Origin of the sequence: Sphingopyxis sp. BSNA05 (genome assembly GCF_013265645.1) — a bacterium.
Lineage (GTDB): Bacteria > Pseudomonadota > Alphaproteobacteria > Sphingomonadales > Sphingomonadaceae > Parasphingorhabdus.
Map to the genome: position 1 here is coordinate 1 of NZ_PYIA01000089.1, position 23,069 is coordinate 23,069.

At 58.0% G+C, this 23,069-nt stretch carries 22 protein-coding genes, 1 tRNA gene and 7 pseudogenes; 19 read left to right on the plus strand and 11 right to left on the minus strand.

The annotated features are described in order from the left end of the window. Window positions 1-460, plus strand: a 460-nt coding sequence (locus tag C8024_RS09940; RefSeq protein WP_173204637.1) for a hypothetical protein, incomplete at its 5' end; no start/stop codon positions are given. A gap of 249 nt (window positions 461-709) precedes the next feature. Here the strand turns inward: C8024_RS09940 and C8024_RS09945 are convergent. The 5 genes and pseudogenes from C8024_RS09945 to argH all read right to left on the minus strand — a co-directional run bounded on the left by C8024_RS09945 (window position 710) and on the right by argH (window position 4,976). Continuing rightward, window positions 710-1,237, minus strand: coding sequence for a DUF2721 domain-containing protein (locus C8024_RS09945; RefSeq protein WP_173204640.1), 528 nt, complete (start codon window positions 1,235-1,237; stop codon window positions 710-712). Beyond that, the gene (locus C8024_RS09950; RefSeq protein ID WP_173204643.1) at window positions 1,234-2,010 is read right to left on the minus strand and encodes a bifunctional precorrin-2 dehydrogenase/sirohydrochlorin ferrochelatase; all 777 of its coding nucleotides are present in this window, start codon (window positions 2,008-2,010) and stop codon (window positions 1,234-1,236) included. Before C8024_RS09950 ends, C8024_RS09945 begins: the two co-directional genes overlap by 4 nt. Window positions 2,011-2,058: 48 nt before the next feature. Then, a pseudogene (gene lysA / locus C8024_RS09955) lies at window positions 2,059-3,316 on the minus strand (diaminopimelate decarboxylase). A 31-nt stretch (window positions 3,317-3,347) separates the two neighbouring features. Then, window positions 3,348-3,599 (minus strand): lipoprotein, encoded by a 252-nt coding sequence (locus tag C8024_RS09960; RefSeq protein ID WP_173204646.1) that lies wholly within the window; start codon window positions 3,597-3,599, stop codon window positions 3,348-3,350. 1 nt (window position 3,600) lies between these two features. Further along, a pseudogene (gene argH, locus C8024_RS09965) lies at window positions 3,601-4,976 on the minus strand (argininosuccinate lyase). Between the two features lie 15 nt (window positions 4,977-4,991). On the opposite strand from argH, the gene C8024_RS09970 reads away from it, so the two are divergent. The 3 genes from C8024_RS09970 to C8024_RS09980 all read left to right on the plus strand — a co-directional run bounded on the left by C8024_RS09970 (window position 4,992) and on the right by C8024_RS09980 (window position 6,919). Continuing rightward, on the plus strand, window positions 4,992-5,591 hold the full coding sequence (locus tag C8024_RS09970) for a TlpA family protein disulfide reductase (RefSeq protein ID WP_367947272.1): 600 nt from the start codon (window positions 4,992-4,994) through the stop codon (window positions 5,589-5,591). Between the two features lie 131 nt (window positions 5,592-5,722). After that, the gene (locus C8024_RS09975; protein ID WP_173204649.1) at window positions 5,723-6,238 is read left to right on the plus strand and encodes a cytochrome c; all 516 of its coding nucleotides are present in this window, start codon (window positions 5,723-5,725) and stop codon (window positions 6,236-6,238) included. Window positions 6,239-6,244: 6 nt separating this feature from the next. After that, window positions 6,245-6,919: a cytochrome b/b6 domain-containing protein gene (locus C8024_RS09980; protein ID WP_173204652.1), complete on the plus strand. Its 675-nt coding sequence runs from the start codon at window positions 6,245-6,247 to the stop codon at window positions 6,917-6,919. Window positions 6,920-6,963: 44 nt separating this feature from the next. Here the strand turns inward: C8024_RS09980 and C8024_RS09985 are convergent. Next, window positions 6,964-7,039, minus strand: a tRNA-Val gene (locus tag C8024_RS09985). 532 nt (window positions 7,040-7,571) lie between these two features. On the opposite strand from C8024_RS09985, the gene dnaA reads away from it, so the two are divergent. Further along, entirely contained in the window at window positions 7,572-9,008 is a 1,437-nt protein-coding gene (gene dnaA / locus C8024_RS09990; RefSeq protein WP_173204655.1) for a chromosomal replication initiator protein DnaA, read from the plus strand. An 87-nt stretch (window positions 9,009-9,095) separates the two neighbouring features. Here the strand turns inward: dnaA and C8024_RS09995 are convergent. Continuing rightward, window positions 9,096-9,695 (minus strand): annotated as a pseudogene (locus tag C8024_RS09995) (DUF4136 domain-containing protein); the annotation flags it as partial. An 87-nt stretch (window positions 9,696-9,782) separates the two neighbouring features. Between C8024_RS09995 and C8024_RS10000 the strand changes: the two are divergent. Then, a complete protein-coding gene (locus tag C8024_RS10000) occupies window positions 9,783-9,992 on the plus strand; it encodes a hypothetical protein (RefSeq protein ID WP_173204634.1) in 210 nt (69 codons plus the stop codon). Here C8024_RS10000 and rpsT read toward each other — a convergent pair. Then, window positions 9,949-10,217: pseudogene (gene rpsT / locus C8024_RS10005) on the minus strand (30S ribosomal protein S20). The gene C8024_RS10000 and the pseudogene rpsT overlap by 44 nt on opposite strands. 112 nt (window positions 10,218-10,329) lie before the next feature. Continuing rightward, window positions 10,330-11,142 (minus strand): bifunctional DNA-formamidopyrimidine glycosylase/DNA-(apurinic or apyrimidinic site) lyase, encoded by an 813-nt coding sequence (gene mutM, locus C8024_RS10010; RefSeq protein ID WP_173204658.1) that lies wholly within the window; start codon window positions 11,140-11,142, stop codon window positions 10,330-10,332. 104 nt (window positions 11,143-11,246) lie between these two features. On the opposite strand from mutM, the gene C8024_RS10015 reads away from it, so the two are divergent. The 13 genes and pseudogenes from C8024_RS10015 to C8024_RS10075 all read left to right on the plus strand — a co-directional run bounded on the left by C8024_RS10015 (window position 11,247) and on the right by C8024_RS10075 (window position 21,876). Beyond that, a complete protein-coding gene (locus C8024_RS10015) occupies window positions 11,247-11,987 on the plus strand; it encodes a class I SAM-dependent methyltransferase (RefSeq protein WP_100093618.1) in 741 nt (246 codons plus the stop codon). 13 nt (window positions 11,988-12,000) lie between these two features. Next, window positions 12,001-13,554: a 2-polyprenylphenol 6-hydroxylase gene (gene ubiB, locus C8024_RS10020; protein ID WP_173204661.1), complete on the plus strand. Its 1,554-nt coding sequence runs from the start codon at window positions 12,001-12,003 to the stop codon at window positions 13,552-13,554. Window positions 13,555-13,558: 4 nt separating this feature from the next. After that, window positions 13,559-14,823 (plus strand): annotated as a pseudogene (locus C8024_RS10025) (bifunctional phosphopantothenoylcysteine decarboxylase/phosphopantothenate synthase). Continuing rightward, a pseudogene (dut, locus tag C8024_RS10030) lies at window positions 14,823-15,268 on the plus strand (dUTP diphosphatase). Before C8024_RS10025 ends, dut begins: the two co-directional pseudogenes overlap by 1 nt. Before the next feature lie 3 nt (window positions 15,269-15,271). Then, a complete protein-coding gene (locus C8024_RS10035; RefSeq protein WP_100093614.1) occupies window positions 15,272-15,670 on the plus strand; it encodes a hypothetical protein in 399 nt (132 codons plus the stop codon). A gap of 4 nt (window positions 15,671-15,674) precedes the next feature. Further along, on the plus strand, window positions 15,675-16,454 hold the full coding sequence (locus C8024_RS10040; RefSeq protein WP_173204664.1) for a HesA/MoeB/ThiF family protein: 780 nt from the start codon (window positions 15,675-15,677) through the stop codon (window positions 16,452-16,454). A gap of 326 nt (window positions 16,455-16,780) precedes the next feature. Then, window positions 16,781-17,479 carry a hypothetical protein gene (locus tag C8024_RS10045; protein WP_173204667.1) on the plus strand — a complete coding sequence of 233 codons (699 nt, stop codon included), beginning with the start codon at window positions 16,781-16,783 and terminating at the stop codon, window positions 17,477-17,479. Next, window positions 17,445-18,980: a tetratricopeptide repeat protein gene (locus tag C8024_RS10050; RefSeq protein ID WP_217272134.1), complete on the plus strand. Its 1,536-nt coding sequence runs from the start codon at window positions 17,445-17,447 to the stop codon at window positions 18,978-18,980. Before C8024_RS10045 ends, C8024_RS10050 begins: the two co-directional genes overlap by 35 nt. A gap of 163 nt (window positions 18,981-19,143) precedes the next feature. Continuing rightward, window positions 19,144-19,563 (plus strand): hypothetical protein, encoded by a 420-nt coding sequence (locus tag C8024_RS10055; protein WP_173204673.1) that lies wholly within the window; start codon window positions 19,144-19,146, stop codon window positions 19,561-19,563. 221 nt (window positions 19,564-19,784) lie between these two features. Further along, window positions 19,785-19,997 (plus strand): annotated as a pseudogene (locus tag C8024_RS10060) (SnoaL-like domain-containing protein); the annotation flags it as partial. 44 nt (window positions 19,998-20,041) lie between these two features. Continuing rightward, entirely contained in the window at window positions 20,042-21,130 is a 1,089-nt protein-coding gene (locus tag C8024_RS10065) for an MFS transporter (protein WP_173204678.1), read from the plus strand. Between the two features lie 71 nt (window positions 21,131-21,201). Further along, window positions 21,202-21,390, plus strand: a complete 189-nt coding sequence (locus tag C8024_RS10070; RefSeq protein ID WP_173204681.1) for a hypothetical protein — start codon at window positions 21,202-21,204, stop codon at window positions 21,388-21,390. An 81-nt stretch (window positions 21,391-21,471) separates the two neighbouring features. Then, on the plus strand, window positions 21,472-21,876 hold the full coding sequence (locus C8024_RS10075) for an MAPEG family protein (RefSeq protein ID WP_173204684.1): 405 nt from the start codon (window positions 21,472-21,474) through the stop codon (window positions 21,874-21,876). Window positions 21,877-21,985: 109 nt separating this feature from the next. Here C8024_RS10075 and C8024_RS10080 read toward each other — a convergent pair whose 3' ends face one another. Next, window positions 21,986-22,333 (minus strand): GFA family protein, encoded by a 348-nt coding sequence (locus C8024_RS10080; protein WP_173204687.1) that lies wholly within the window; start codon window positions 22,331-22,333, stop codon window positions 21,986-21,988. Between the two features lie 14 nt (window positions 22,334-22,347). Next, window positions 22,348-23,064, minus strand: coding sequence for an NAD-dependent deacylase (locus C8024_RS10085; RefSeq protein ID WP_173204691.1), 717 nt, complete (start codon window positions 23,062-23,064; stop codon window positions 22,348-22,350). Window positions 23,065-23,069: the final 5 nt, after the last annotated feature.

Consider the following 23,069-nt stretch of genomic DNA (forward strand, 5'->3'; position numbering starts at 1 on the left):
CGCCCCCGCGCCGCAACCGGTTAAGCCGGTCGCGCGGCCAGCGCCGGCCCCGGCCCAGCCTGCGGGCAACTGGATCGACTGGCCGATCACGCCCGGCGACTGGGTTTACCGGAAAGATGCGCGTGGGTCGCTGGCATTGTTTGGAAAAACAGATCAATCGGCGATCTTCATAGTCCGGTGCGACCGGTCGCGGCGGCAGCTGTTCCTCTCCCGCGCGGGAACGGTTGGCAGCGGTGCGACCATGATCCTGCGCGCCAGCGCGGGTCTGCAATCCTATCCCGCCAGCAACAGTGGTGGTACGCCGCCATATGCTGCCATTTCGGTTTCCCCCGGCGACATCATGATGGATCGCATTGCCTATAGCCGCGGCCGCTTTGCCGTCGAAACCAGTGGCCTGCAATCCATTGCAATCCCGATATGGCCGGAGTTCAGTCGTGTGGTGGAAGATTGCCGGAGCTGAACCGCTGGATCTCAGGCCGGAACGCGCAATTGTGACAGCAAAATAAAATAATTCAAGACTTGTTCGGAAACAGGCGTTGATTCACATTCACAGCGTCGAACAGCGGAGAAGTTTCAATGCAACAGTTCGTATTTTATTCACAAGCGAAAGGAGGTGGTCCGATGTCTCATGGTTCAGCACAGGGGTCGGAAAAATCCGTTCGGGGGGCAATTCTGGTCTAAGGATCAGGCAACCCGGCAGCGGCACTTCCTACCGCTGACCCATGTTCAGAGGCTGTTGGTCCCAAGGGACCGGCAGCCTCTTTTCATTGCGCGCTGTCGGTTTTTCGAGATATTCCTCGCGGATCATGAAATCGCGAACGCCAATCCGCACCTCCCGCAGGAACTGGATAAGCGCTATGGAGAGCAGGCTGATCGCAATGACGAATGCGCTCGCGATGGCAAGCGAAAGATCGATGCCGGTCAGTTCCATTATGAACAATATGCCGATCAGCGCGCAGGCTGTAATCGCGCTGACAACGCTCAGGAAAATGGCGCTGTTGACGACCCTGAGCCGTACCTGCAGGTCGCCCAACTCGGCAACGACGAGCGCATGATCCTTACCGGTGGTCGACTTGAACAGCTCCTGCAGGTCACGCGACCGATCGATGATCCGCGCCAGACGCCCGGCGAACAGGTTGAGCATGGCCCCGATACCAACCAGCAGAAATGCGGGTGCCAGGGCCGTCTGCAGCACCGTGACGATATTGGCATTGGCGATTTCGGAAATTCCGGTCATCTTTTCATCCGTATCCGCAGGGTCAGTCCCTCTATAGGGCTTTCGTCCCACAATGTCAGGGCGAAACGCTGGGCATCGGCCCGGGCGCGGGCGAGCACCGCTTCCGGCACGTCATCACCTGCAAATATCTGATCAGCCTGACCCAGCCAGCGCGCCTGGCGCAACGTCAGATCATCGGGGTCGGCGCTCGCCAGTTCCAGATCGATGACCTGCGAGCGGGCCCCGCCGTGCGGCTGCTCAAGCCATGCTTCCAAATCTTCCAATTCATGCTCGGCGAGCACGTCGAGCGGGCCGCCGGGATCGAGCACGGCATCAATCGCCTTGCGGCGCGCGGCTGCATCCGGCCAAGTCTGCTGTATCCGTTCCCGCGCTGCCAGCAATCCCTGCGCCAGGGTCCCCAGACTGGCTGGCAGCAATTGCTCCAGCCGCTGTCGCAGCGCCTTGGCCAATCCGGCCGACGCACCGCCCGTGCCTATGGCAAGCAGCACCGGATCGCGGTCGATGATCGCAGGAGTGGTATAGTCGCACAGCGCAGAGCGATCGACGGCGTTGACCAGCAGACCCCTGGCTTTCAGGCGCGCGACCGCTGCGATCGCTTCGTCATCATTTTCCAGCGCCACCACCGCCAGCGAAAGACCGTCGGCATTTTCGTCGTCGGTGATTGTCGCGCCGGCCCGTTCATAGAGACGCTTCTTGGCGTCGGCCATTTCGCCACGGCCGAGAAGGAGGATCTTGCGACCCTGCAAATTGACGAAGATAGGCAACTGGTTCATCGCATTCACCTATTTATCCGGCCATCCCGGTGCTTGCCGGTGTGGCGCTTATTTCAGCCAGTCGGGCACATGTTCCGCCGCCATTATGGTCGCCGGCTCGATCCGTTCGGCGACCACGGCATAGCGATCACCATCGACCAACACTTCCGGCACCAGCGGCCGACTGTTATAGGTATTGGCCATCGTCGCGCCATAGGCGCCCGCTGTCCGGAAAATCCCCAGATCATCTGTCTCGACACGGTCAACAACCCGTTCCTTCGCAAAGATATCGCTGCTTTCGCAGATTGGGCCGACAATCGAGGCGACCATCGTTTCGCCGCTTGGTTCGACCGCTTCAAAATCATGCCAGGCGTCATAGATAGCCGGCCGCATCAGATCGTTCATCGCCGCGTCGACGATGACAAAATCGCTGTTCACGCCGGGCTTTATCCGGATGACCTTGGTGATCATGATGCCGCTGTTGCCGGCGATCACCCGGCCGGGCTCGAACATCAGGGTAACATCCCAGTCCCGGGTGACGCGTGCGACCATGGCGCCATATTCTGCGGGGCTCGGCGGATTGTCTTCAGGCTTGTAGGGTACGCCCAGGCCGCCGCCTAGATCGACATGGGTAATGACATGGCCAGCCCCGCGCAGCTGTGCGACCAGCTCGCCCATTCTGGCATAGCATTTCTCTAGCGGGTCGAGGCTCTGCAACTGGCTGCCGATATGCACGGCAACACCGCGCAGGTTCAGCCCTTCGAGCCTGGACAGACGCGCGTAGATATCCGGCGCGACGTCGATCCCGACTCCGAATTTATTCTCTTTCTTGCCGGTCGAGATCTTCGCATGGGTGCCGGCATCGACATCGGGGTTCACGCGCAGCGTTGCCGAGGCTTTCTCCCCGCGGCAGCCGCGATTTCCGCGAGCATCACGCCTTCCTCTTCCGATTCCAGATTGAATTGGCCAATGCCCTTGTCCAAGCCCAGAGTCAGTTCTTCGCGGCTCTTTCCAACACCGGAAAAACAATATCTTCGGCCTTCATACCAGCGGCCAGCGCCCGCTGCATTTCCCCGCCGGACACCACGTCCCCGCCATAGCCCTGATTGGCAAGAATACGAAGGACGGCAAGATTGGGGTTGGCTTTCACGGCAAAAGCGAGATGGATTTTGCCCGCGTCTTTCAACCCTTCACGAAACACGCGCGCGTGCCGCTCAAGCGTTGCACGCGAATAGACATAGACAGGGGTGCCGACTTCCTCGGCGATTTTCGGCAAGGGAATATCTTCCGCGTGCAATATCCCATTTTTGAGCTGGAAATGGTCCAATTTTCTATACTTTCAAACGTGTGGAAAAGGTTCAGCCGGGGGGCGGCAGATCGAATTCGTCATCCTGCCGTTTTTCCGACCGGCGGAGCAATTCATCGCTGCGCTCCGGCATCGCCTGGCTCGACGGGACCAACAGGTCCTCGCCACTGGGTGTCTCCATTTCTCCATAGACGGGAGGAGGAAGCGTCTCGCCTTTCGCCGGCTCCAGCGCGCCCCGGTTGCCACATGCCCCCAGAACCAGCGTTGCGCCGGCGAGCAGCAGGATAGAATGGAATTTGTTCATTTCAGCTCTCCAGCCCCAATGCTTTTCTGGCCCTGGCAACCTGTCCCCTGACCTGATCCGGCGCGGTCCCGCCATAGCTGGACCGGCTGGCTACCGAGGCATCGACGCTCAACACGTTGAATACGTCGGCAGTGATCCGGTCGTCGATTGCCTGGAATTGCTCAAGTGTAAGATCGGCAAGGCCGCAGCCCTGTTCTTCCGCCAGGGAAACGACAGCGCCGGTAACATGATGCGCTTGCCGAAAGGGCAGCTTGGCTTCGCGGACCAGCCAGTCGGCAAAATCGGTCGCGGTCGAGAAACCGGATTCCGCCAGAGCGCGCATCCGGCTGCCGCTGAATTCGACCTCGGCGATCATCCCGGTCATCGCTGCAATCGACAGGCCGAGCAGGTCATGGGCTTCGAACACCGGCGGCTTGTCGTCCTGCATATCTTTCGAATAAGCGAGCGGCAGTCCCTTCATGGTGATCACCAGCGCGTTCATCGCGCCGGCGATCCGTCCGCAATGGCCGCGCACCAGCTCGGCAGCATCGGGATTGCGCTTCTGCGGCATGATCGAGGAGCCGGTCGAAAAACTGTCGGGCAGTTTGACGAAGCCAAAGGGCTGGCTTGCCCAGATGACAAATTCTTCCGCCAGTCGTGACAGGTGCAGGCTGCATTGTGTTGCCGCCATCAGATAGTCGAGCGCGAAATCCCGATCCGAAACCGAATCGAGGCTGTTGCCCGTCGGACCATCAAAACCCAGCATCGACGCAGTTTTTCGCGGTCAATCGGGAAACCCGTGCCAGCCAGCGCTGCGGCGCCAAGTGGTGATTCGTTCATCCGCTTCCGCGCATCGGCAAAGCGGGAACGGTCCCGCCGGATCATCTCGTAATAGGCCATCATATGATGGCCTAGGCTGACCGGCTGGGCGGATTGCAAATGGGTGAAGCCCGGCATGATCGTGTCGGCATGTTCTTCAGCGCGATCGACCAGAGCCTTTTGCAGGCTTCCCAGAGCATCATCGACCATGTCCATGGCTTCGCGCACCCAGAGCCGGAAATCGGTGGCCACCTGGTCATTGCGCGACCGCGCGGTGTGCAGCCGGCCGGCTACTGGTCCGATAATTTCCGAGAGCCGTGCTTCCACGTGCATATGGATATCTTCGAGATCAAGGTCTTCGGTAATCCCATCGGTCTCATATTCCTGCGCGATCTGATTCAGACCATTTATGATCTGCGTCGCGTCTTCGGCCTCGACAATGCCCTGCTCCGCCAACATGGCGACATGCGCCAGGCTGGCGCGAATATCGTGCCGCCATAATTTCTTGTCGAACGGGATGGACGCGTTTATCTCGCGCATGATTGATGAAGGGCCATCGGCAAATCTGCCACCCCACATGATATTGGAATTTTTGTGCCTTTTGTGATGCGAACCGTCCTGTTCATGGTCTTGGTGTTGAACCTAGCGGCCTGCGATAGAGACTCGAGCGGACCGGGGCAAGAATTTGCTGGTGCCAAAGCGACGGAAGAGGGCAAACCCGCTGGACGTGGCAAGGCCATGGTCGGCAAGCTGGACATTTCCCAGCGCGGCTCAGCGATGATCGATGCCTCCTTTCAGGCACCCGATGGAAGCACCGTGCAACTGAACGATTTCGTCGGCAAGCCGCTGCTGGTAAATATCTGGGCGACCTGGTGCGGGCCGTGCATTGTCGAAATGCCGATGCTGGACAATCTGGCTGCGCGCGAAAAGGACCGGCTCGAGCTTCTGGTTGTGTCGCAGGACATCGGGGGCATGGAAAAAGTGATCCCGTTTTTCGAGCGCCGGAATTTTCAGGAACTGGAGCCCTATATTGATCCCGAGAACGGACTGAGTTTCGGTTTCGGAACCGGGGTCATGCCGACGACCGTTCTCTACGACGCGCACGGCAAGGAAGTCTGGCGAGTGATAGGTGCAATGGACTGGGATGGCGCCAAGGCCGCAGCCTTGCTGGAAGAAACGCTGGCGGAAAACTGACTGCCATCTTTCATCAGACCGCGCGGTAAACGCTACTACACGGGATGCAGCGCTTTGCGAAAAGGCAGAACCGATTGTATTTGTACCGAACTCGGCTATTCTTCGATGGTTCAAGCCTATTGGAGAATGAGATGAAACGTCGCAAAATTCAAATGATGCTGCCGGTTTTCGCCGGACTGACCCTGCTTTCAGCCTGTGGCCAGAATGATGAAGCCGGACCGGTTTCCGATTCCGCCGGCGTCGAGCTCGCCAATGGTCTCACCGTGAAAGAGCAAATCGAAGCGCGACAGGCGCAACTCAAGAAAATGGGCAAGGCGTTCAAGGCCATCAGCGATCAGCTGAAGGCAAGCAACCCCGATCTGGCCCAGATCCAGGCTGCCGCTGCAGTCGTTCCGAAAGAGGCGGCCGACATGGTCGATTGGTTCCCGGAAGGAACCGGTCCCGACTCGGGCGTGGAAACCGAAGCGCTTCCGGTCATCTGGGAGGACAAGGCGGATTTCAATGACAAGGTGAAGGCGATGCAGGACGCAGCCGCAAAGCTCGAGACGGTCGCACAAGGCGGCGATGTCACAGCCGTTGCCGCCGCTTTCCAGACCACAGGCGGCACGTGCAAAGCCTGTCACGACAAATATCGGCTGGATGACTAGCCTGTCATGACGATGGGTTCGCCGCGCATCCTGATCTGGGACTGGGCCGTCCGGCTGGTGCACTGGCTGATGGTTATTCTCGTTCCCCTGCTCTGGTGGACAGCAGAGGAGGGCCATATGGATTGGCACAAAAGCCTTGGCCTGACCATGTTCGGCCTCGTTCTTTTTCGGCTGATCTGGGGACTGGTCGGGACATGGACAGCGCGTTTTGCCCCGATGGTGCGACAGATCGGATCGCTCAGATCCTACATCGGAAAACTGCGCAGACGGGAATATCGCGCGAGCTTCGGGCACAGTCCGCTGGCCGTATTCGGCGTCTTTGCGCTGCTGCTGGCGCTTGCCACCCAAATAGCGACAGGACTGTTTTCCGTAGACGTCGATGGTCTGGAATCGGGACCGCTTGCCGTTCTGGTGTCGTTCGATACCGGGAGGCAGTTGGCCGAGATCCACGAACTGAATTTCAATCTGCTGGCGGTGCTGATCGGACTGCATGTCGCGGCGATCGCTGTCTATCATTTCGTCCTGAAAGCCAATCTGGTTGGACCGATGGTCACCGGCCACCGACCGCGTTCGGATTTCGATGGACAGGCGCTGCCGGAAAATAAAATGCGGCTTTTCCCGATAATGACTGCAATCATCCTGTCGGCGGCCTGCGTTATTGCAATATCGGAATTTGGCTGAGGCGATTCGCCCAAGCAAGGAATCACCGATCCATTTGGGGGTGATGGTGGGCGATGACGGGCTCGAACCGCCGACATCTTCGGTGTAAACGAAGCGCTCTACCAACTGAGCTAATCGCCCCCATGACACGATGCAATCGAGCATCGATGAGGTCAGGCGAGCGCCACTGCCAAATCACGACGCCTTTGGCAAGCCTATTTGCATAGCTTTGCCGACAAGATGATGGTGAGGAGATTTTACATGGCGGTTTGCATGATCATTTTGCCATTAACCAGAACCCTAGCTGACTCCGCGATTCGCGAGTTATACATCCTTATCCACAGTATATTTTCCCTGTATTTCAATGACATAAAAAGATATTTAGCAAAATCCACGGCTTGTCGCTGTCAATCGATATATTTCATTTTTTTACAGCACCGCCCTTGATCGACTCAGGCAGAGGCGCTTACTAAGGAGGCTCGGCTGGTGGCTGCGATTGCCACAAAGAGGCCTAATTTGAAATTTGAGATCATCGTTGAAAACGTGTTTTCAACAACGGACGTCTGCGCCCGATTCATTCCCATGGCTGGGGGTATTGAAGGCTGCTGAATTCAGGATCTGCGGTCAAGTATCGGCGTTGTGATCGCGCGCCAATCGGGGAAGAGGTCGGGGGATGCTCGTGAGTAAAAGCGTACAAAACCGGGATAGCGGACTGTCTGTAGACACTGCCGTTGCCGGGGACACTGTTATTTCTGATGATCTGGAATCTATCTGGGCCAAAATCTGTTCCGGCCTCCGCCGGGACCTGGGTGCCCAGATTTTCGGCCAGTGGATCAAGCCGATCAAACTTTCGGTGTTCGATTCGGATAGCGGATTGCTGCAACTGGAACTCCCGTCGGAATTTGCCGCCACCTGGGTCCGGGACCGTTACGCCGAGCGTCTTTTGCTGGCATGGAAGGCCCATCACGCGGCGGTCACGGATCTGGCATTTCAGGCTCAATCAGGAACCGCGAAAATCGCCAAGATTTCGCCCATTAGTGGCGCTCCCGCACAGTCTGCCAACAGAACTGCTCCCGAAAGCAAATTTCGCCTTGATCTGGATCCGCGGATGACGTTTGACCAGTTTATTGCCGGTCACTCGAATGTTCTGGCGCTCAATGCCGCGCAACGCACGGCAGCAGCAGAGAAACCGCTGTTCAGCCCACTTTATCTCCAGTCCTCGACCGGCCAGGGCAAGACTCACCTGATGCACGCCATCGGCCATGCTTTCCGCGAGGAATTTCCGTCCTCGACGATCATCTATATGTCGGCCGAGCGGTTCATGATCGAATTTGTCTCCGCCATGCGCCGCAACGAGGGCATGGAATTCAAGGCGTCCCTGCGCGAAGCCGATCTGCTGATGATTGATGACATCCAGTTCATCGTCGGCAAAAATTCCACGCAGGAGGAATTTCTCCACACCGTCGATTCGCTGATCAGCCAGGGCAAGCGCGTTGTCGTCGCGGCAGATCGTCCACCGCAGGCGCTCGATGGCGTCGACCAGCGCCTCTTGTCGCGGCTGTCCATGGGGTTGGTCGCGGACATCCAGTCGGCTGGCCTCGAATTGCGCCGCGATATTCTCGAGCATCGCCTTGCAACCATGCCCCACCAGAATGTTTCAGAGGAGGTCGTCGACTTTCTCGCCCGTACAATCAGCCGCAATCTGCGCGAACTGGAAGGCGGACTCAACAAGTTGCTCGCTTATGCACAGCTCACCGGACGCGAGATCACCCGCGAACTGGCCGAGGAGCAATTATCGGACATATTGAGCGCCTGTCGCCGCCGGATCACGATCGACGAGATCCAGCGCACAGTTTGCGAATATTACCGGCTAGATCGTAACGAAATGTCATCGAAGCGCCGCGCCCGCGCGGTGGCCCGTCCGCGCCAGGTTGCCATGTATCTCGCCAAGGTAATGACGCCGCGCAGCTATCCCGAAATCGGTCGGAAATTTGGCGGCCGCGACCACAGCACTGTGATCCATGCGGTCAAACTGGTCGAGCATCTGCGCGGCGAAGACAGCGAAATGGACAATGACGTCCGGATGCTGCTCCGCCAACTTGAAAGCTGATCCGCTTTCAAGCCAGAGGGCACTCCGTCTGTTATTTTCGGGGGCTATCGAAATCCGTACCTGCTCGCCGTTGTTGCCGGGAAAGTCCGTGAACATCGCTTCGACGAGATTGGGTACAAGATAGGTCAGGTTTTTCGACCGCGACAGCGCCTCGGCCTTGCCTTCAAACAGGCGCTCGCCATCCACCGCACGGTCAATCTTCATGTCCAGTTCCGTGGTATAGACGGTAAAGCTCCGGACACCGTTATAGCCGGAGAAACCGTAGCCTCCGTAGAGAAACGGATCATGGAAACCGTAGCGGTAGCCAGGACGCCTGTAATAGCCGCCGAACCGGGCTGAAGGATAGAATGGATCGACGTCGGCAACGACTTTCTCGCGTCCCTTGTCAATATCATAGTCCATGCTGACGATCAGTTCAGCCGCTGCGGGATCGTCGCTGCGTTGATATCCAAGCTCGAGCATTTTCTGCTCGACCAGCATCGCATATTGACCGAACTCGAGTCCGCCCGAAAGATCGGGATCGGCTGCAACCACGGTAAAGCTCTGGCCCGTGGTGTCAGGAAGCGCAACAAAACGCTGAACGTCGGCACGAAACGGTGTTGCACAAGCCGCGAGAGAAAGAAGCGCTACCGGCGCCAACAGGGACAGCCGCCGACGGCTGAATACGTGTTTCGTGAAATTACTCATGTTTCTTCCTTAAAATTACCCACCATCTTGGCCCGCAGGATAGACAAGCCGGGCTGAACCGGCTTTGAACGGCGACAGATCGACACGTTGGGCCGACTTGAACCGTTTCCCTTCAACAGCACAAGGAAAACGGGAATATTCGCTGGCTTCAGCAACAACATCGGGAAGCTGCGCGAATCGAAGCGCCGCGATCGCCCAAAAGAAAACCCGCCACAATCGGGCGGGTTATCTTTTTTTCGATTTGCGGCGCTGATTAAGCGGTTTGCAGCGCAGCAACCCGTTTGGTCAGGCGGCTGAACTTCCGCGACGCCGTATTCTTGTGGTACAGGCCCTTGGAAACACCGCGCGCCAGTTCAGGCTGTACGGCCTTGAGCGCCGCTGCTGCCACGTCCTTGTCGCCGGCCTCAACCGCAGCGTCTACGGCCTTGATCTTGGTACGGATCTGGCTCAGGCGATTCTTGTTGATCGCGGTACGGCGCGTGTTGCGACGGATACGTTTTTTGCTTGCGGCGTATTAGCCATGAAAAACCCTCAAAATCTGAAATTAAATGCCGGTACTTTTCGAATAGCTTCCGGCTCAAGAGCGCGGCCAATAGCGTGACAGCCGATTCTCGTCAATAGCTTAGTGAGCCGCTTATTTCTGACATTGCGAGCAGTAAAAGGTCGAGCGCCCGCTATCGACTCGACGCAAGACGGTCGCACCGCATTCGCAGGCCTCCCCTTCCCTGCCGTAGACCCGCCAGTCCTTGGCGAAATAGCCCAGTTCCCCGTCCGGTTGCACGAAATCGCGCAGAGAAGATCCGCCAGCCGCAATAGCCGCGATCAGGACCTGTTTTATCGCGGCAACGAGCCGCTCGTAGCGCGGCTTCGATATCGCAGCACCTTTTCGACCAGGGGATATGCCCGCCATATGCAGCGCCTCGCAGACGTAGATATTGCCGAGTCCCGCAACCGTGCGCTGGTCTAGCAGCAATTGCTTGATCGGGGCCTTGCGATCCCTGGTCGCGGCTTTGAGATAAGCGCCGGTAAAATCTTCACTCAATGGTTCCGGCCCCATCGCCACGAAAGGCTTGTAACTGTCCAGATCACCGGTGTGAACGATATCCAGCGAACCGAATCGGCGCGGATCGTTGAGCGTCAGCCGGTGGCCGGATTCCGTTTCCAGCAACAGATGATCGTGTTTCTCGATCTCTTCGGGATCAATCCGCCAGCGTCCCGACATGCCGAGGTGAAAGATCATCACGTCGCCCCGGTCGGTTTCGATCAGCCCGTATTTCGCCCGCCGGCCCAGCGAGGTCACCACCGCACCGGTCATCCTTTGCCGCAAATCGACGGGAATGGGCCAGCGCAGATCGGCGCGGCGCGGTTCCACCAGAGTGAGGCGCTGCCCCTCGAGAACCGGGCGCAATCCAGCCACGGTTGTTTCTACTTCGGGCAGTTCTGGCATCGCAGTCCTTATCCGTTACGGTCCAAAGGGCAGCTATAGAGTGATTGCAGTGCTGCCAAGGCTCGTCTACTCGGGATTTCAAAGAAAATCAGCACGGACAAAAAATGGCCATCGAAAGCAAAACCGTCTCCTTCGGCTATGAAGAGGTCGACGAGAGCGAAAAGACCGGCAAGGTTGGCGCGGTATTTTCCAGTGTCGCGTCCCGCTATGATGTGATGAACGACGCGATGAGCGCGGGAACCCATCGTCTGTGGAAAGACCGCTTCGTTCGCCGCGTCAAGCCACGGGCAGGCGAAACGATTCTCGACATGGCCGGCGGCACCGGCGATATCGCCTTTCGCATGGTCGACAGCGGTGCCGACATCACGGTTGCCGACATCAACGCGGAAATGCTGGCCGAAGGGATCGAACGGGCGCTCGAGAAGGATGAGACGCGCCTGGTCTGGAGCCAGCAAAATGCCGAGGAGCTAAACTTCCCCGACGCCCATTTCGATGCCTATACGATCGTCTTCGGCATCCGGAACGTCACCCATATCGACAAGGCTCTGGCCGAAGCCCACCGTGTGCTGAAATATGGCGGACGTTTCTATTGCATGGAATTTTCCCAAACCAGATGGCCCGGTTTTGACAAGGTCTACGAAACCTATTCCCACCATATCCTGCCTAAAGTCGGCAAGGTCCTGGCGAATGACGAGGCCAGCTATCGCTATCTCGCCGAATCGATCGCAAAATTCCCGCCGATGGAAGAGTTTCGCGCGATGATTCAAGCCGCCGGGTTTAGCCAGACCAAGGTGGAACCGATGATGGGCGGGCTGGTCGCTATCCACAGCGGCTGGAAGGTCTGAACCCGGATAAGCGATGACCAGTTCCCGCACCCATATATTCCGCCTGCTCAAATGGGGCCGCACGCTCGCCAAACATGGTGCGCTGCGCGACCTCGAGAAGCACAAGGCAACCCCGCCGCAGGTCCGCCGCCTGTTTCGCATCGCCCGGATCGGTACGTTCCAGCCGAAAGAACCCAATTATTCGGCCGCCCTGCAGGCCATTGGTCCGGCAGCGATTAAACTCGGCCAGACGCTGGCGACCCGCCCCGATGTCATCGGCGAGGCGGCGGCGCGCGATCTGCTGCAATTGCAGGACAGCCTGCCTCCGGTCTCTTTCGACCTGATCCGCGACGAGATTGAACTCAGCCTCGGCAAGCCCCTCGACGAGCTGTACAGCCATATTGATCCCGATCCTGTAGGCGCCGCCTCGATAGCGCAGGTGCACCGCGCTACGACGCTGGAAGGCAAGGATGTCGCGGTCAAGGTACTGCGCCCCGGCATCATCAAGAAATTCTCCCAGGATATTGAGACCTACGAATGGGCCGCGGCGCATCTCGAGGCTTTGGGCGGTGAAGCCAAGCGCCTGCGACCGCAACTGGTCATCGCCAATTTCCGGCGCTGGACAATGCGTGAACTCGACCTGCGGCGCGAGGCCGCCAGCGCATCGGAACTGGCCGAACATATGGCGCAGGTCGATCAATATGAGATACCGGCCATCGACTGGGACCGGACGTCAGGTCGCGTGCTGACCCTTGACTGGGTCGACGGAGTAAAAATATCCGACCGCGAAGGACTGATAGCGGCGGGTCATGATCTCGACGCAATCGCCAGCCGGCTCGTCCACACATTCCTGAAACAGGCAATCGAGGCCGGCTATTTCCATGCCGACATGCACCAGGGCAATCTGTTTGTGAAAGCGGACGGCACGATTGTCGCCATCGATTTCGGCATCATGGGGCGAATCAACCGGAAAGCCCGCTTCTGGCTGGCAGAAATCCTCTACGGCCTGACCACCGGCAATTACAAACGCGTCGCCGAAATCCATTTCGAGGCGCAATATGTCCCCGACCATCACAGTATGGAGGATTTCGCCACGGCCTTGCGCGCGGTCGGCGAGCCGATGCGCGGCAAACCGGTCAGCGAGCTGTCGGTCGGCGATATGCTCGACGGGCTGTTCGCCATCACCCGCGATTTCGATATGGAAACCCAGCCGCATCTGCTGCTGCTGCAAAAGACGATGGTCATGGTCGAGGGCATTGCCACCGATTTGAACCCGACGATCAATATGTGGGATGCTAGCGGCCCCTATGTGAAGGAATGGATCCGCGGCGAACTGGGGCCCGAAGCCGCGATTGCCGACCGGATCAATGCGGACGTCGACACATTGTTGATGCTTCCCGACATTGTCCGCCGGCTTGATGCCCAGCTCCCCCGCCAGGGCGGCGCTCCGCCGCCACCGCCGGTTGCCGATATAGAGCTGATCTGGGAAAAGCGGAATAAAGGCCAGGGCGGCGGATTCTGGCGCTATGCTCTGACAGTAGTGGTAGCAGCCGCTGCGGGAGCTGGCGCCGTTTGGATGTGGGGGTGATTTTGTGACGAAGCATATTCTCCTGATCATCGGTGGCGGCATTGCCGCCTATAAAGCAGCAGAGCTGATCCGCCTGATCAGGAAATCCGGCATGACGGTCCGCTGCGTGTTGACCGAATCGGGAGCGCAATTTGTCACGCCGATGACGCTCGCGGCGCTTTCCGAAAATGAAGTGCACACGACCCTGTGGAGTCTGAAGGACGAAGCGGAAATGGGTCATATCCAGCTCAGCCGTGAAGCCGATCTTGTCGTCGTCTGTCCGGCCACGGCCAATCTGCTGGCCAAAATGGCGGGTGGGGTCGCCGATGATCTGGCGACGACCTTGTTGCTGGCGACCGATACACCGGTGATGGCAGTCCCGGCAATGAATGTGCGAATGTGGCAACATGCAGCGACCCAGCGCAACATCGAGCAGCTCCGGTCCGACGGGATCACCGTGATACAACCGGATGAAGGCGCCATGGCCTGCGGCGAATATGGTCCCGGACGATTGCCGGAGCCCGAAACAATCATGGCGGAAATCAGCGCGATGCTGGGATCATCATCTCCGTCGGCAACCGGTACGCTGTCGTCCGAGCTCGGGCACAATCCGCTCGACGGCCAGCCTGCCTTTGCCCCCGACCGGCACCGCCCACTGCGCGGCAAGCATGTGCTGATCACGGCCGGCCCGACCCATGAGCCGATCGATCCGGTCCGCTATATCGCCAACCGCTCTTCCGGGCGTCAGGGCTTTGCCATTGCCGCCGCGGCCGCCGAAGCCGGAGCGCAGGTAACATTGGTTGCGGGTCCGGTGCATCTCACCACACCTGCGGGCGTCATGCGCGTCGATGTCGAAACCGCGCTTGAAATGGAACGGGCCGTTCAGGACGCCCTGCCCGCCGATGTCGCGATCATGGTCGCCGCCGTCGCCGACTGGCGCGCCGACAGCCGGTCCGGGCAGAAGATCAAGAAAAAGGGGCTGCGCCCGCACCGCTCAAACTGACCGAAAATCCCGATATATTGGCGGGTCTCGCGCAGCATGAAAAACGCCCAGGCCTGCTTATCGGCTTTGCCGCCGAAACCGAGAATATCGTATCCCACGCGGAAGCGAAACTGGCAAAGAAGGGCTGCGACTGGATTGTCGCTAATGATGTGTCCGGCGACGTGATGGGCGGTGCGGACAACAGTGTCCATATCATCACCCGGTCCGGCGCCGAAATCTGGGAACGCCTGCCGAAGCCGGAAGTGGCCCGGCGTCTCATAGCCAAAATCAGTGAGGAACTCGCCTGATGTTCGAACCCGTCGATATTGCCGTCAAGCGTCTGGACCACGCTGGCGACCTTCCTTTGCCGTCCTATGAAACCAGTGGCTCGGCCGGAATGGATATTAGGGCAGCGGAAGATCTCACGATCGCGCCGGCCGGGCGGGGCCTTATCGGGTCGGGCTTCGCCTTTGCCATTCCTCACGGCTATGAAATCCAGGTCCGGCCCCGTTCCGGACTGGCGCTAAAAAAGGGGTCAGCATTCCCAACACCCCGGGCACGATCGACAGCGACTATCGCGGCGAGCTGAAAGTGATCCTGATCAACCACGGCGAGGAGGACTTCGTTGTCCAGCGCGGCGACCGGATCGCCCAGATTGTCGTGGCACCTGTCCAGCGCGGCATTCTCAAAGAGGTTGACCGACTCGACGAGACTGCGCGAGGAGAAGGTGGTTTTGGATCAACGGGAGTGTAGAAAATGGGTATTTCAACTCTAATTCTCGCAGCAGCACTGCAGACCGGTTCGGTCACCAGTACAGGAATCCCGCCGGTACCCGACGATTTACGCGCCGTGCCGGTAGCGGAATTCAGACGAAAGCCGGAATATAGCTACAAGGAATCGCTGAACGCGAAAAAACTGGCAGCGGATTGTACACCGACAGAAAAACTGTTCGGTGGAGAAAATTATTTCGTCGAGGTCCTGCTTTTGGTGGATGGCAAGAGGAGCCTTCGCCAGGTGACGCCGATTTCCATCCAGTGTCCGGCGCTGGAGGAATATGTCGCCCGCTATTTTGCCCGGGTGGGCAAGAATAACATGGAATCGACACCAGACCGGAAGCCCGCCTGGCGCCGTAGCGTCCTGAAATTCTACTGGTAGGCTATTGGACCTTACGGACGAACAGCTCGACCGCTATGCCCGCCATATTGTGCTCAGGGATATTGGCGGGGCGGGGCAGAAGAAGATTCTCGACGCGCATATTCTGATCGTCGGAGCGGGCGGCATCGGTTGCCCGGCCATTCAATATCTGGCGGCCGCGGGGATCGGCGCGCTGACCATTTTTGACGATGATATCGTGTCGCTATCGAACCTGCAGCGGCAGGTATTGTTTACCGAAAATGATGTCGGAAAAGCAAAAGTTGAAGTTGCCGAAGTTGCTGCGCAGCGCATCAACCCGGACGTCAGTGTTTTTCCAATAAATCAAAGGCTTACCGCGCAGCATTTCGCAGAGGACGCCGCAGCATTTTTTGCCCCTTTCGACGCGATTATCGACGGCACGGACAATTACCAGACCCGCCTGCTCGTCTCCGATCTGTCCGTCACCCACCGCATCCCGCTGGTTTCCGCGGCGATCGGCCAGTTCCAGGGACAGCTCGGCACGTTCCGCGGCTGGGAGGAAGACAAGCCCTGCTACCGCTGTTTCGTCGGCGACGCGCTCGACCCCGAAGATTGCGACAATTGCAGCGAAGTTGGCGTTCTCGGCGCAATGGTCGGCCTGATGGGCAGCTTCGCGGCGATGGAAGCGATCCGCGTGGTCACCGGCTTCGGCCAGGACCCCGCCGGAAAACTCCAGCTTTTCGACGGCCTCGCGCCCTCCATGCGCAGCATCAACCTGCCCAAGGACCCGCATTGCAAAAGCTGTGGCACGCCGCCACCAACTTGAATGACGCAAAACCTTGTCTGAGGGTGATCTGTAACCGTCTATCGAGCCCGCGCCGCTTCCCTGAAACCGGACACACAAGGTCCTGTGCCCACGATATACCAACCTGAAATTCGTCCGTAAGGGAATATTGCAAACAGGGGGGATATTGGTCGCGCGAAGGGTCGAGTGAGAAGGATCGCTTCTCAGCCGTTTATGCACAAAACGCTTCGGGGAGGTGACCGAAAATAGCAGAGGTCCGGAAACCACCACCCATCGCGGATATTTCGGATCGCTGCGGTAAAAATCTGCCGGAACACAAAAGCGGACATGGAAACAAGCCCGTCATCGTGGGTCAAGGCTCCCGCCGATTAATCGATTGCGCCGACGTCAATTTGCATTATGTTTCCCTATGGTGGTTGGGGGCGGCCTTTTTGGATTCTTCAGAGCAGCAAGATAATCTCACTGAATCCAGCGGGTGTGCACAGGCAGCGCTTTTTGGGCCATTCCAGCTTATCATGAAAGACGGCGCGGAAGTGCTTATCTCAAATCGTCGCGCACGCGCTATGCTGGCAATGTTATGTTTGGCACCGGATGAGCCTATTGATCGCGATCATTTGAGCAGGCTTTTATGGCCCGGCCGGTTTGAAGCACAGGCAAAAGCCAGTTTGCGGCAATGTTTGTCAGATCTGGGGAAATTACTCGCGGCGGCGGATTGCGACCTTTTGGACATTTCACGATCCCGTATTGGCTTGAAAGCAGGTGCCGTCAGAACAGACCTGTCTGATCTGCATGATTTGCTCACGGAAGGTAAATATCTTGAAGCAACCGAAAGGCTGGTTTCCATCGGTGCCATACCTTTACTGGATCAGATGAATTACGGCGAGGCATTTGACGATTGGCTTTCCGTGCATCGCCAGCAAGCGGAACAGCGCCTGGAAAGCGCGGTCTCTGTCGCGCTATCAGCATTGGAAAAGGTGATAATCTTTCTGAACATGCCAGATTATCCAGTCTTTGGTCGGTGCGACATCCCCCCGCCCAAACCATAGCGGACAGGAAACAAGGCAAAGTCAGGATTGCAGTGCTTCCGTTCAAATCAATCGCCGATCCTGCCGATCACGGATTTTTGCCGATGGTGTCGTCGACGAACTGATCACAAGTCTCGGGCAGGTGCCACAGCTTCTTATTGCTGGTCGGACGTCATCCTTCCAATTTAAAGATTCTGACAAACCACCATCAAAGATTGCAGATACCCTTAACGTATCACATCTTTTGGAAGGTACGGTTTACCGTCAGGGAGAACAGGTTCGTGTTGCGGTTAGCCTGGTTGACGCGGAGAGCGGTTTTGAATCATGGGCCTACTGCTATGATGGAAGTCTGGACGACATGTTCGCCGCACGGGCCGAGGTTGTACAGGCCATAACAAACGGGCTGAGTGATGCGCTGAAATTGACAGAACATGCATCCCAACCCCGCAAGCTGACCAGCGATAGGAAAGCTTATGGGCTTTACCTGCAAGGCCGGGCGCTAACTATCAGGGCTATCGGTGATGGAGTGCTGCCGTCGGCCATCGAACTCCTGGAAAAGGCACTGGAGATCGACCCCGAATTCGCGGAATGCTGGACCGCTCTGGCTGAAGCGGAAATCAACATGACCGTCTTCACTCCCTGTCTGGACAGATTGGAGCGATGCGAAAAGGCAGCGGGATATGCGAAAAAAGCTCTCTGTCTATCGCCGCAACAGGCACATGCCCGTATCGTACTCGCCTTTTACGCATGGACGCAAAATGACATTATCGGGGCACTGGATCTGGCATTTGAAGCCTATCGACTGGAACCCAATAATCCCGATGTTTTGAACCGGGTTGGCTCCTTTCTGCTCTATTGTGGGCGTTCCCGGGACGCCTTGCCCTATATTGAAGCCAGCATAGATCAGGATCCGGTGAATGGGCGGAATTACGCCATACTTTCCGGTGTGCATCTCAATCTCGGCAATATCGAGGCAGCTGTAGAAGCGGGACAGAGGATGGTGGACCTGGGGTTTCCATCTCTGTGGCTCGCGGCAGCATTGGCGGTATCGGGCGACAGAGAGGCTGCGATCGAAACCTATCAGCTAACAAAGAAGCTGATGAACACCGTGATATACCCGCCAGCTGGCAGTGCGCCGCTCAACCCCGATGCTATGGATGCCTATTGGTTGATGGCTGCGAAGGGGCTTTGGAGCGGGAAAGACCAAGACCGCAAAATTATTGCATGGTGTTGGAGATGCTCCACGCCACCCTGCACGATCCCTGTGACTCGACGATCGTTCTCCCCGCCATTTGGATGGGCGAGGCGCCGTTGGTTTTCAAAACTCTCGGCACACAGATTACCACCGCCAATTTTTCGCCTTCATGTCGCTCTGGACCAATGCGGAGCCCATAAACCGGGTCCGACTGCATCCCGATTTCATGGATTTCGTCGAACGGATCGGGATGGTTGCAGCATGGGAAAAATATGGCTGGCCAGATTTGCTGCCGGAGCCTTCAACCATAATCTAAGCCATTATTGACGCTTTTTTGACGGTAGTGCCGTTGACCGGATGTTACATCCTAGCCCATCAACACCGCACTGAAATTGCACACAAGTTAGACTATTTGAACTGGCCCGGAAAACCTCGGCTGCCGTCAATGGGATAGCTTTGCCTGTAGTTTCAATCAAACCAAAACAGGAGAATGGTGATGAAACTGACCAAGAAGATGATGATCGCGACTGCGATGCTGGTGACAACTCCGATGGCCCTGCCAATGGTCGCAACGGCGCAGGAATTCCCGTTGGTCGCCGGAGAATTTTCCGAAGTCAGTGGCATATATGTCAAAGATGGTGGGGTTTATAAATACGCGCAATGGCTCGCCACAGAATGGAAGAAAAATGCTGAGTTCGCCAAATCTCAAGGCTGGCTCAACGATTATAAAATCTACGTCAACGCTCACCCTCGTGACGGTGAACCCAATATCTATATCATGAGAATTTTTCCAGCTTGCCCGATGCTGCAGAATCCGAACGGCGTGACGCGGCTTATGATGCATGGGCCAAAAAGACCGCTGAGCAGCAAATTGCAGAATCCGGCAATCGCGCGGAATACCGGACCGTAAAAAGCAGCATGTTGCTTCGCGAATATAAGATTCGATAGGCCGACCTTAGGCCTATCGAACAGCGCGCGCAGGCGTTGCGTCCGGCGGATAGTTTATTGCGACCCGCTTTCCGCCGGATTTTCCCTCTTATCGCGAACACAGGAACCGGACGATATCAGCGGTGTCCATGATCTCGCACGTGATTTTTCGGCGCTGGTCCGGCGAGAACCGCGGGGTTCGATGCAGCTCATCACAAGCTGACCAGTTGGCTGAGCCACAGCGCGATGGAAGAACTCAGCATGGATAGCCCGTTCATCACAGGGAACCGCTTTGCCCTGTTTATCGATATGCTGATCAGGCGCCGAGCAACCGGAGAGTGCGCACCCTTTTCCGAGATCGCCATCTACACCGTCCGCGACAGCAAGATCGTCGAGGAACGGTGTTTTTATGACTGAACAAAAAACTCGGGTGCCCTCATACCGAACCGGGAGAAAAGCCGTTGACCCAATTTACATCCCAAGTTGCGATCCCAAATGTCGCCAAAACCGCAATCCCGGCAATGTCCGAAAACAGATATTTGCGATCGACCGCCATCATATTGCTATATTTCATGCAGGGAATCGTTGCAGGCCTCAGCCTGATCGCCATTCCTGCATGGCTCGCCGCGCGTGGTGCCTCACCTATCGAAGTTGGCGCTTTCGTCGGAACGGCAATGCTGCCCTGGTCACTGAAGCTTTTCAACGGTCTGTTGATGGACCGCTTTACCTATCGACCAATGGGCAGGCGTCGTTCTTGGATTCTGGTCGCTCAGGCGATGATGATGCTGACTTTGTTTGGCCTGGCGATCGCTGCCCCTTCAGCCGGTCAGATCATCATACTCACGGGCTTTTGTTTCACCCTCAATCTCTGCGCAACCTTCAACGATGTCGCGGTCGATGGCATGGCGGTTGATCTGGTGCCCGAAGAAGAGCGAACCACCATTAACGGAATTATGTTTGGTTCTCAGACATTGGGCATTTCTGCGTCCGGGTTTATTGCCGGGCAATTGTTGGCGAATGACAAGATTTCCACAATGGCATTGTTGTTTGGCGCTTTTGTCGCCATCGCATCGCTGTTCATTTCCCTGTTCCGCGAACGCCCCGACGAGCGGCTTTTTCCTTGGACGAGCGGCCAGCCATCAGCGGAATGCGCCGCGCGCCAGCATACCGCCTGGCTTCCCATATTGAGGGGGATTTTTCGATCGCTGCTTTCCTCAAAAATACTGCTGTTCCTGACAGGAATGGGATTGGCCACAGCGACCTACGCGTTCACAGATTCCGTCGCGCCTATACTTGCAGTCCAGCAGTTGGGGTGGGGGAGCGACGACTATAGCAGCTTTGCGAGTATTGTCGGGCTTTTTGCGGCGATTGCGGGTGCCACGATGCCAGCATTGATTGTCCGCTGGGCGGGCCTGCGCATGACCATATCAGTGTTTTTCTTATCCTTGCCATTGCAGCAATCGTCGGTGGCGCTACTTTGGGAAACTGGGAAAGCAGCACGATCTTTGCAGCTATCTTTGCGGTTCAATATTTCGCCAGTCTTTTTCTGACCATAGCCCTCATCGTGTGGGCTATGCGTCTTTGCGATCCTGCGATAGCCGCGAGCTTGTTTGCACTGTTTATGGCAGTCCCGAACCTCGCCCGCTCGGCCATGTCGGGCAGCTTCGGATGGCTCATCGAAGCCAGCGGTTACGCCGCTGCCTATTATGCGGTGGCTATATTATCGCTCGGCGGATTGCTTTTCTGCCTGCTCGCCAAAGTCGGCGTTGGCGCACCGGCGCATGAACAGGAAAACAGGCTGCATAGATGACGGCAGTATAAGTTTCCCCGCTCCCGCAATTTGCGCTTTGCCCAAAACCGCCTAAGATGCAAAAACACAGGGAGGAATATCATGACATTACCGGTAACCGGCCTCGCCGCCGCGATTTGCGCCTTGCTGCTGATCTACTGCGCCTATGCCACGGTCAAGGTCCGCCTCGCGACCCAGATCGGCTTTGGCGACGGCGACAATCCCGATCTGCTGGCCGCCCGGCGCACCCATGCCAATCTGTCGGAACATGCGCCGGTCTTCCTGATCATGCTCGGCATCCTGGAGCTCGCCAACGCCAATCATACAGGCCTCACCGCCATTGCGGCGGTCTTCCTGATCGGCCGTGTCGCCCATATCGCCGGCATGGCCCAGCATCACAAGGGTGGCTCCCCCCGCTTTCGGCAACTGGGCGTGCTGGCCACCTGGCTGACGACGGTGGCACTGGCCTTGTGGATCCTCTTCCTGTTCGTGACGATGCACGTATAGAATATAGGCGCGTCGCGCTTGATGCGGCGTTGGTACAGCGGGACATGCTGATCGGCGGCAGGGTTCACGGGATCCGAAACAAGTGTGGTGCCCGGAATATTGCGACAACCTAGCCCCTGGCCCCGTCCACTTCGCGCACCGGCAGTTGGTGCCACTCCTCTGCCTCGAACATCCGCATGTTCACGCCCATCCGCTCGGGCGACGCCGTCAGCGGAGTCCAGTGGGTGAAGCAGCCGCAGCGCCGGCAGATCCAGCTGGTGATAGTCCGGTCGCCCTGGACATAGGGGCTGATCGCGTCGGGCTGGGCAGCGATAGTCACGTCTTCGGGCGGCCAGTAGCCACCGCGCCAGCCGGTCTTGCGGCACAGGGTGCAGTTGCAGCGCAGCACTTCGGCCGGCGGCGCCGCGACACTGATCTGCACCGCGCTGCAATGGCAACTGCCCTTTATCGCACCCACCGCGCCGTCAGCCCTTAACAGAGGCCGTGCGAGAGGAGCTGGTCTACCCAGTCGGGCACCAGCTCGCCCGCTTTGCCCATCCGGCTTTCGTGGAAATGGAAACTGCCTTCCGAGGGATCGAGATTCATCTCCAGTGTTTGCGCGCCGTGATAGCGGGCGGTCTGGACAAAACCGGCGGCCGGATAGACCGCGCCGGAGGTGCCGATCGAGACGAACAGGTCGCACTGGGCGAGCGCCGCTTCGATCCGCTCCATCTGATAGGGCATTTCACCGAACCAGACGATGTCCGGGCGCAGACTGCCCCGCTGGCCGCATTCGGGACAGGGCGGGCCAGCAGCCATCACCCCGTCGAACGGCGAGCGCGCATCGCAGGCCAGACACCAGGCGCTGTTCAGTTCGCCGTGCATATGGAGCAGCCGTTTCGATCCGGCACGGTCGTGCAGGTCATCTACATTTTGCGTGACCAGCAGCAGCTCGCCCGCCCAGGTCTGGTCGAGCCTCGCCAGCGCCTGATGCGCCGCATTGGGCTCCACCGTCTTCAGTTTGGCGCGGCGCTCGTCGTAGAATTTCTGCACCAGGTCGGGATCGCGGACAAAGGCCTCGGGCGTCGCCACATCCTCGACCCGCTGCCCCTCCCACAGACCATCCGGCCCGCGAAAGGTGGCGACCCCGCTCTCGGCGCTGACACCGGCACCGGTGAGGATTACGATATTGTTGAATCTTTGCAGCATTCGGC

Excerpts from the sequence above, each read along its gene's own strand:
- C8024_RS09960 (WP_173204646.1), bottom strand. The coding sequence starts at position 3,599 with ATGAACAAATTCCATTCTATCCTGCTGCTCGCCGGCGCAACGCTGGTT.
- mutM (WP_173204658.1), bottom strand. The coding sequence starts at position 11,142 with ATGCCAGAACTGCCCGAAGTAGAAACAACCGTGGCTGGATTGCGCCCG.
- C8024_RS09980 (WP_173204652.1), top strand. The coding sequence starts at position 6,245 with ATGACGATGGGTTCGCCGCGCATCCTGATCTGGGACTGGGCCGTCCGG.
- C8024_RS09945 (WP_173204640.1), bottom strand. The coding sequence starts at position 1,237 with ATGACCGGAATTTCCGAAATCGCCAATGCCAATATCGTCACGGTGCTG.
- C8024_RS10035 (WP_100093614.1), top strand. The coding sequence starts at position 15,272 with ATGGGTATTTCAACTCTAATTCTCGCAGCAGCACTGCAGACCGGTTCG.
- C8024_RS10075 (WP_173204684.1), top strand. The coding sequence starts at position 21,472 with ATGACATTACCGGTAACCGGCCTCGCCGCCGCGATTTGCGCCTTGCTG.
- C8024_RS10055 (WP_173204673.1), top strand. The coding sequence starts at position 19,144 with ATGGTGATGAAACTGACCAAGAAGATGATGATCGCGACTGCGATGCTG.
- C8024_RS10070 (WP_173204681.1), top strand. The coding sequence starts at position 21,202 with ATGGCAGTCCCGAACCTCGCCCGCTCGGCCATGTCGGGCAGCTTCGGA.
- C8024_RS10015 (WP_100093618.1), top strand. The coding sequence starts at position 11,247 with ATGGCCATCGAAAGCAAAACCGTCTCCTTCGGCTATGAAGAGGTCGAC.
- C8024_RS10085 (WP_173204691.1), bottom strand. The coding sequence starts at position 23,064 with ATGCTGCAAAGATTCAACAATATCGTAATCCTCACCGGTGCCGGTGTC.
- C8024_RS09975 (WP_173204649.1), top strand. The coding sequence starts at position 5,723 with ATGAAACGTCGCAAAATTCAAATGATGCTGCCGGTTTTCGCCGGACTG.
- dnaA (WP_173204655.1), top strand. The coding sequence starts at position 7,572 with ATGCTCGTGAGTAAAAGCGTACAAAACCGGGATAGCGGACTGTCTGTA.
- ubiB (WP_173204661.1), top strand. The coding sequence starts at position 12,001 with ATGACCAGTTCCCGCACCCATATATTCCGCCTGCTCAAATGGGGCCGC.
- C8024_RS09950 (WP_173204643.1), bottom strand. The coding sequence starts at position 2,010 with ATGAACCAGTTGCCTATCTTCGTCAATTTGCAGGGTCGCAAGATCCTC.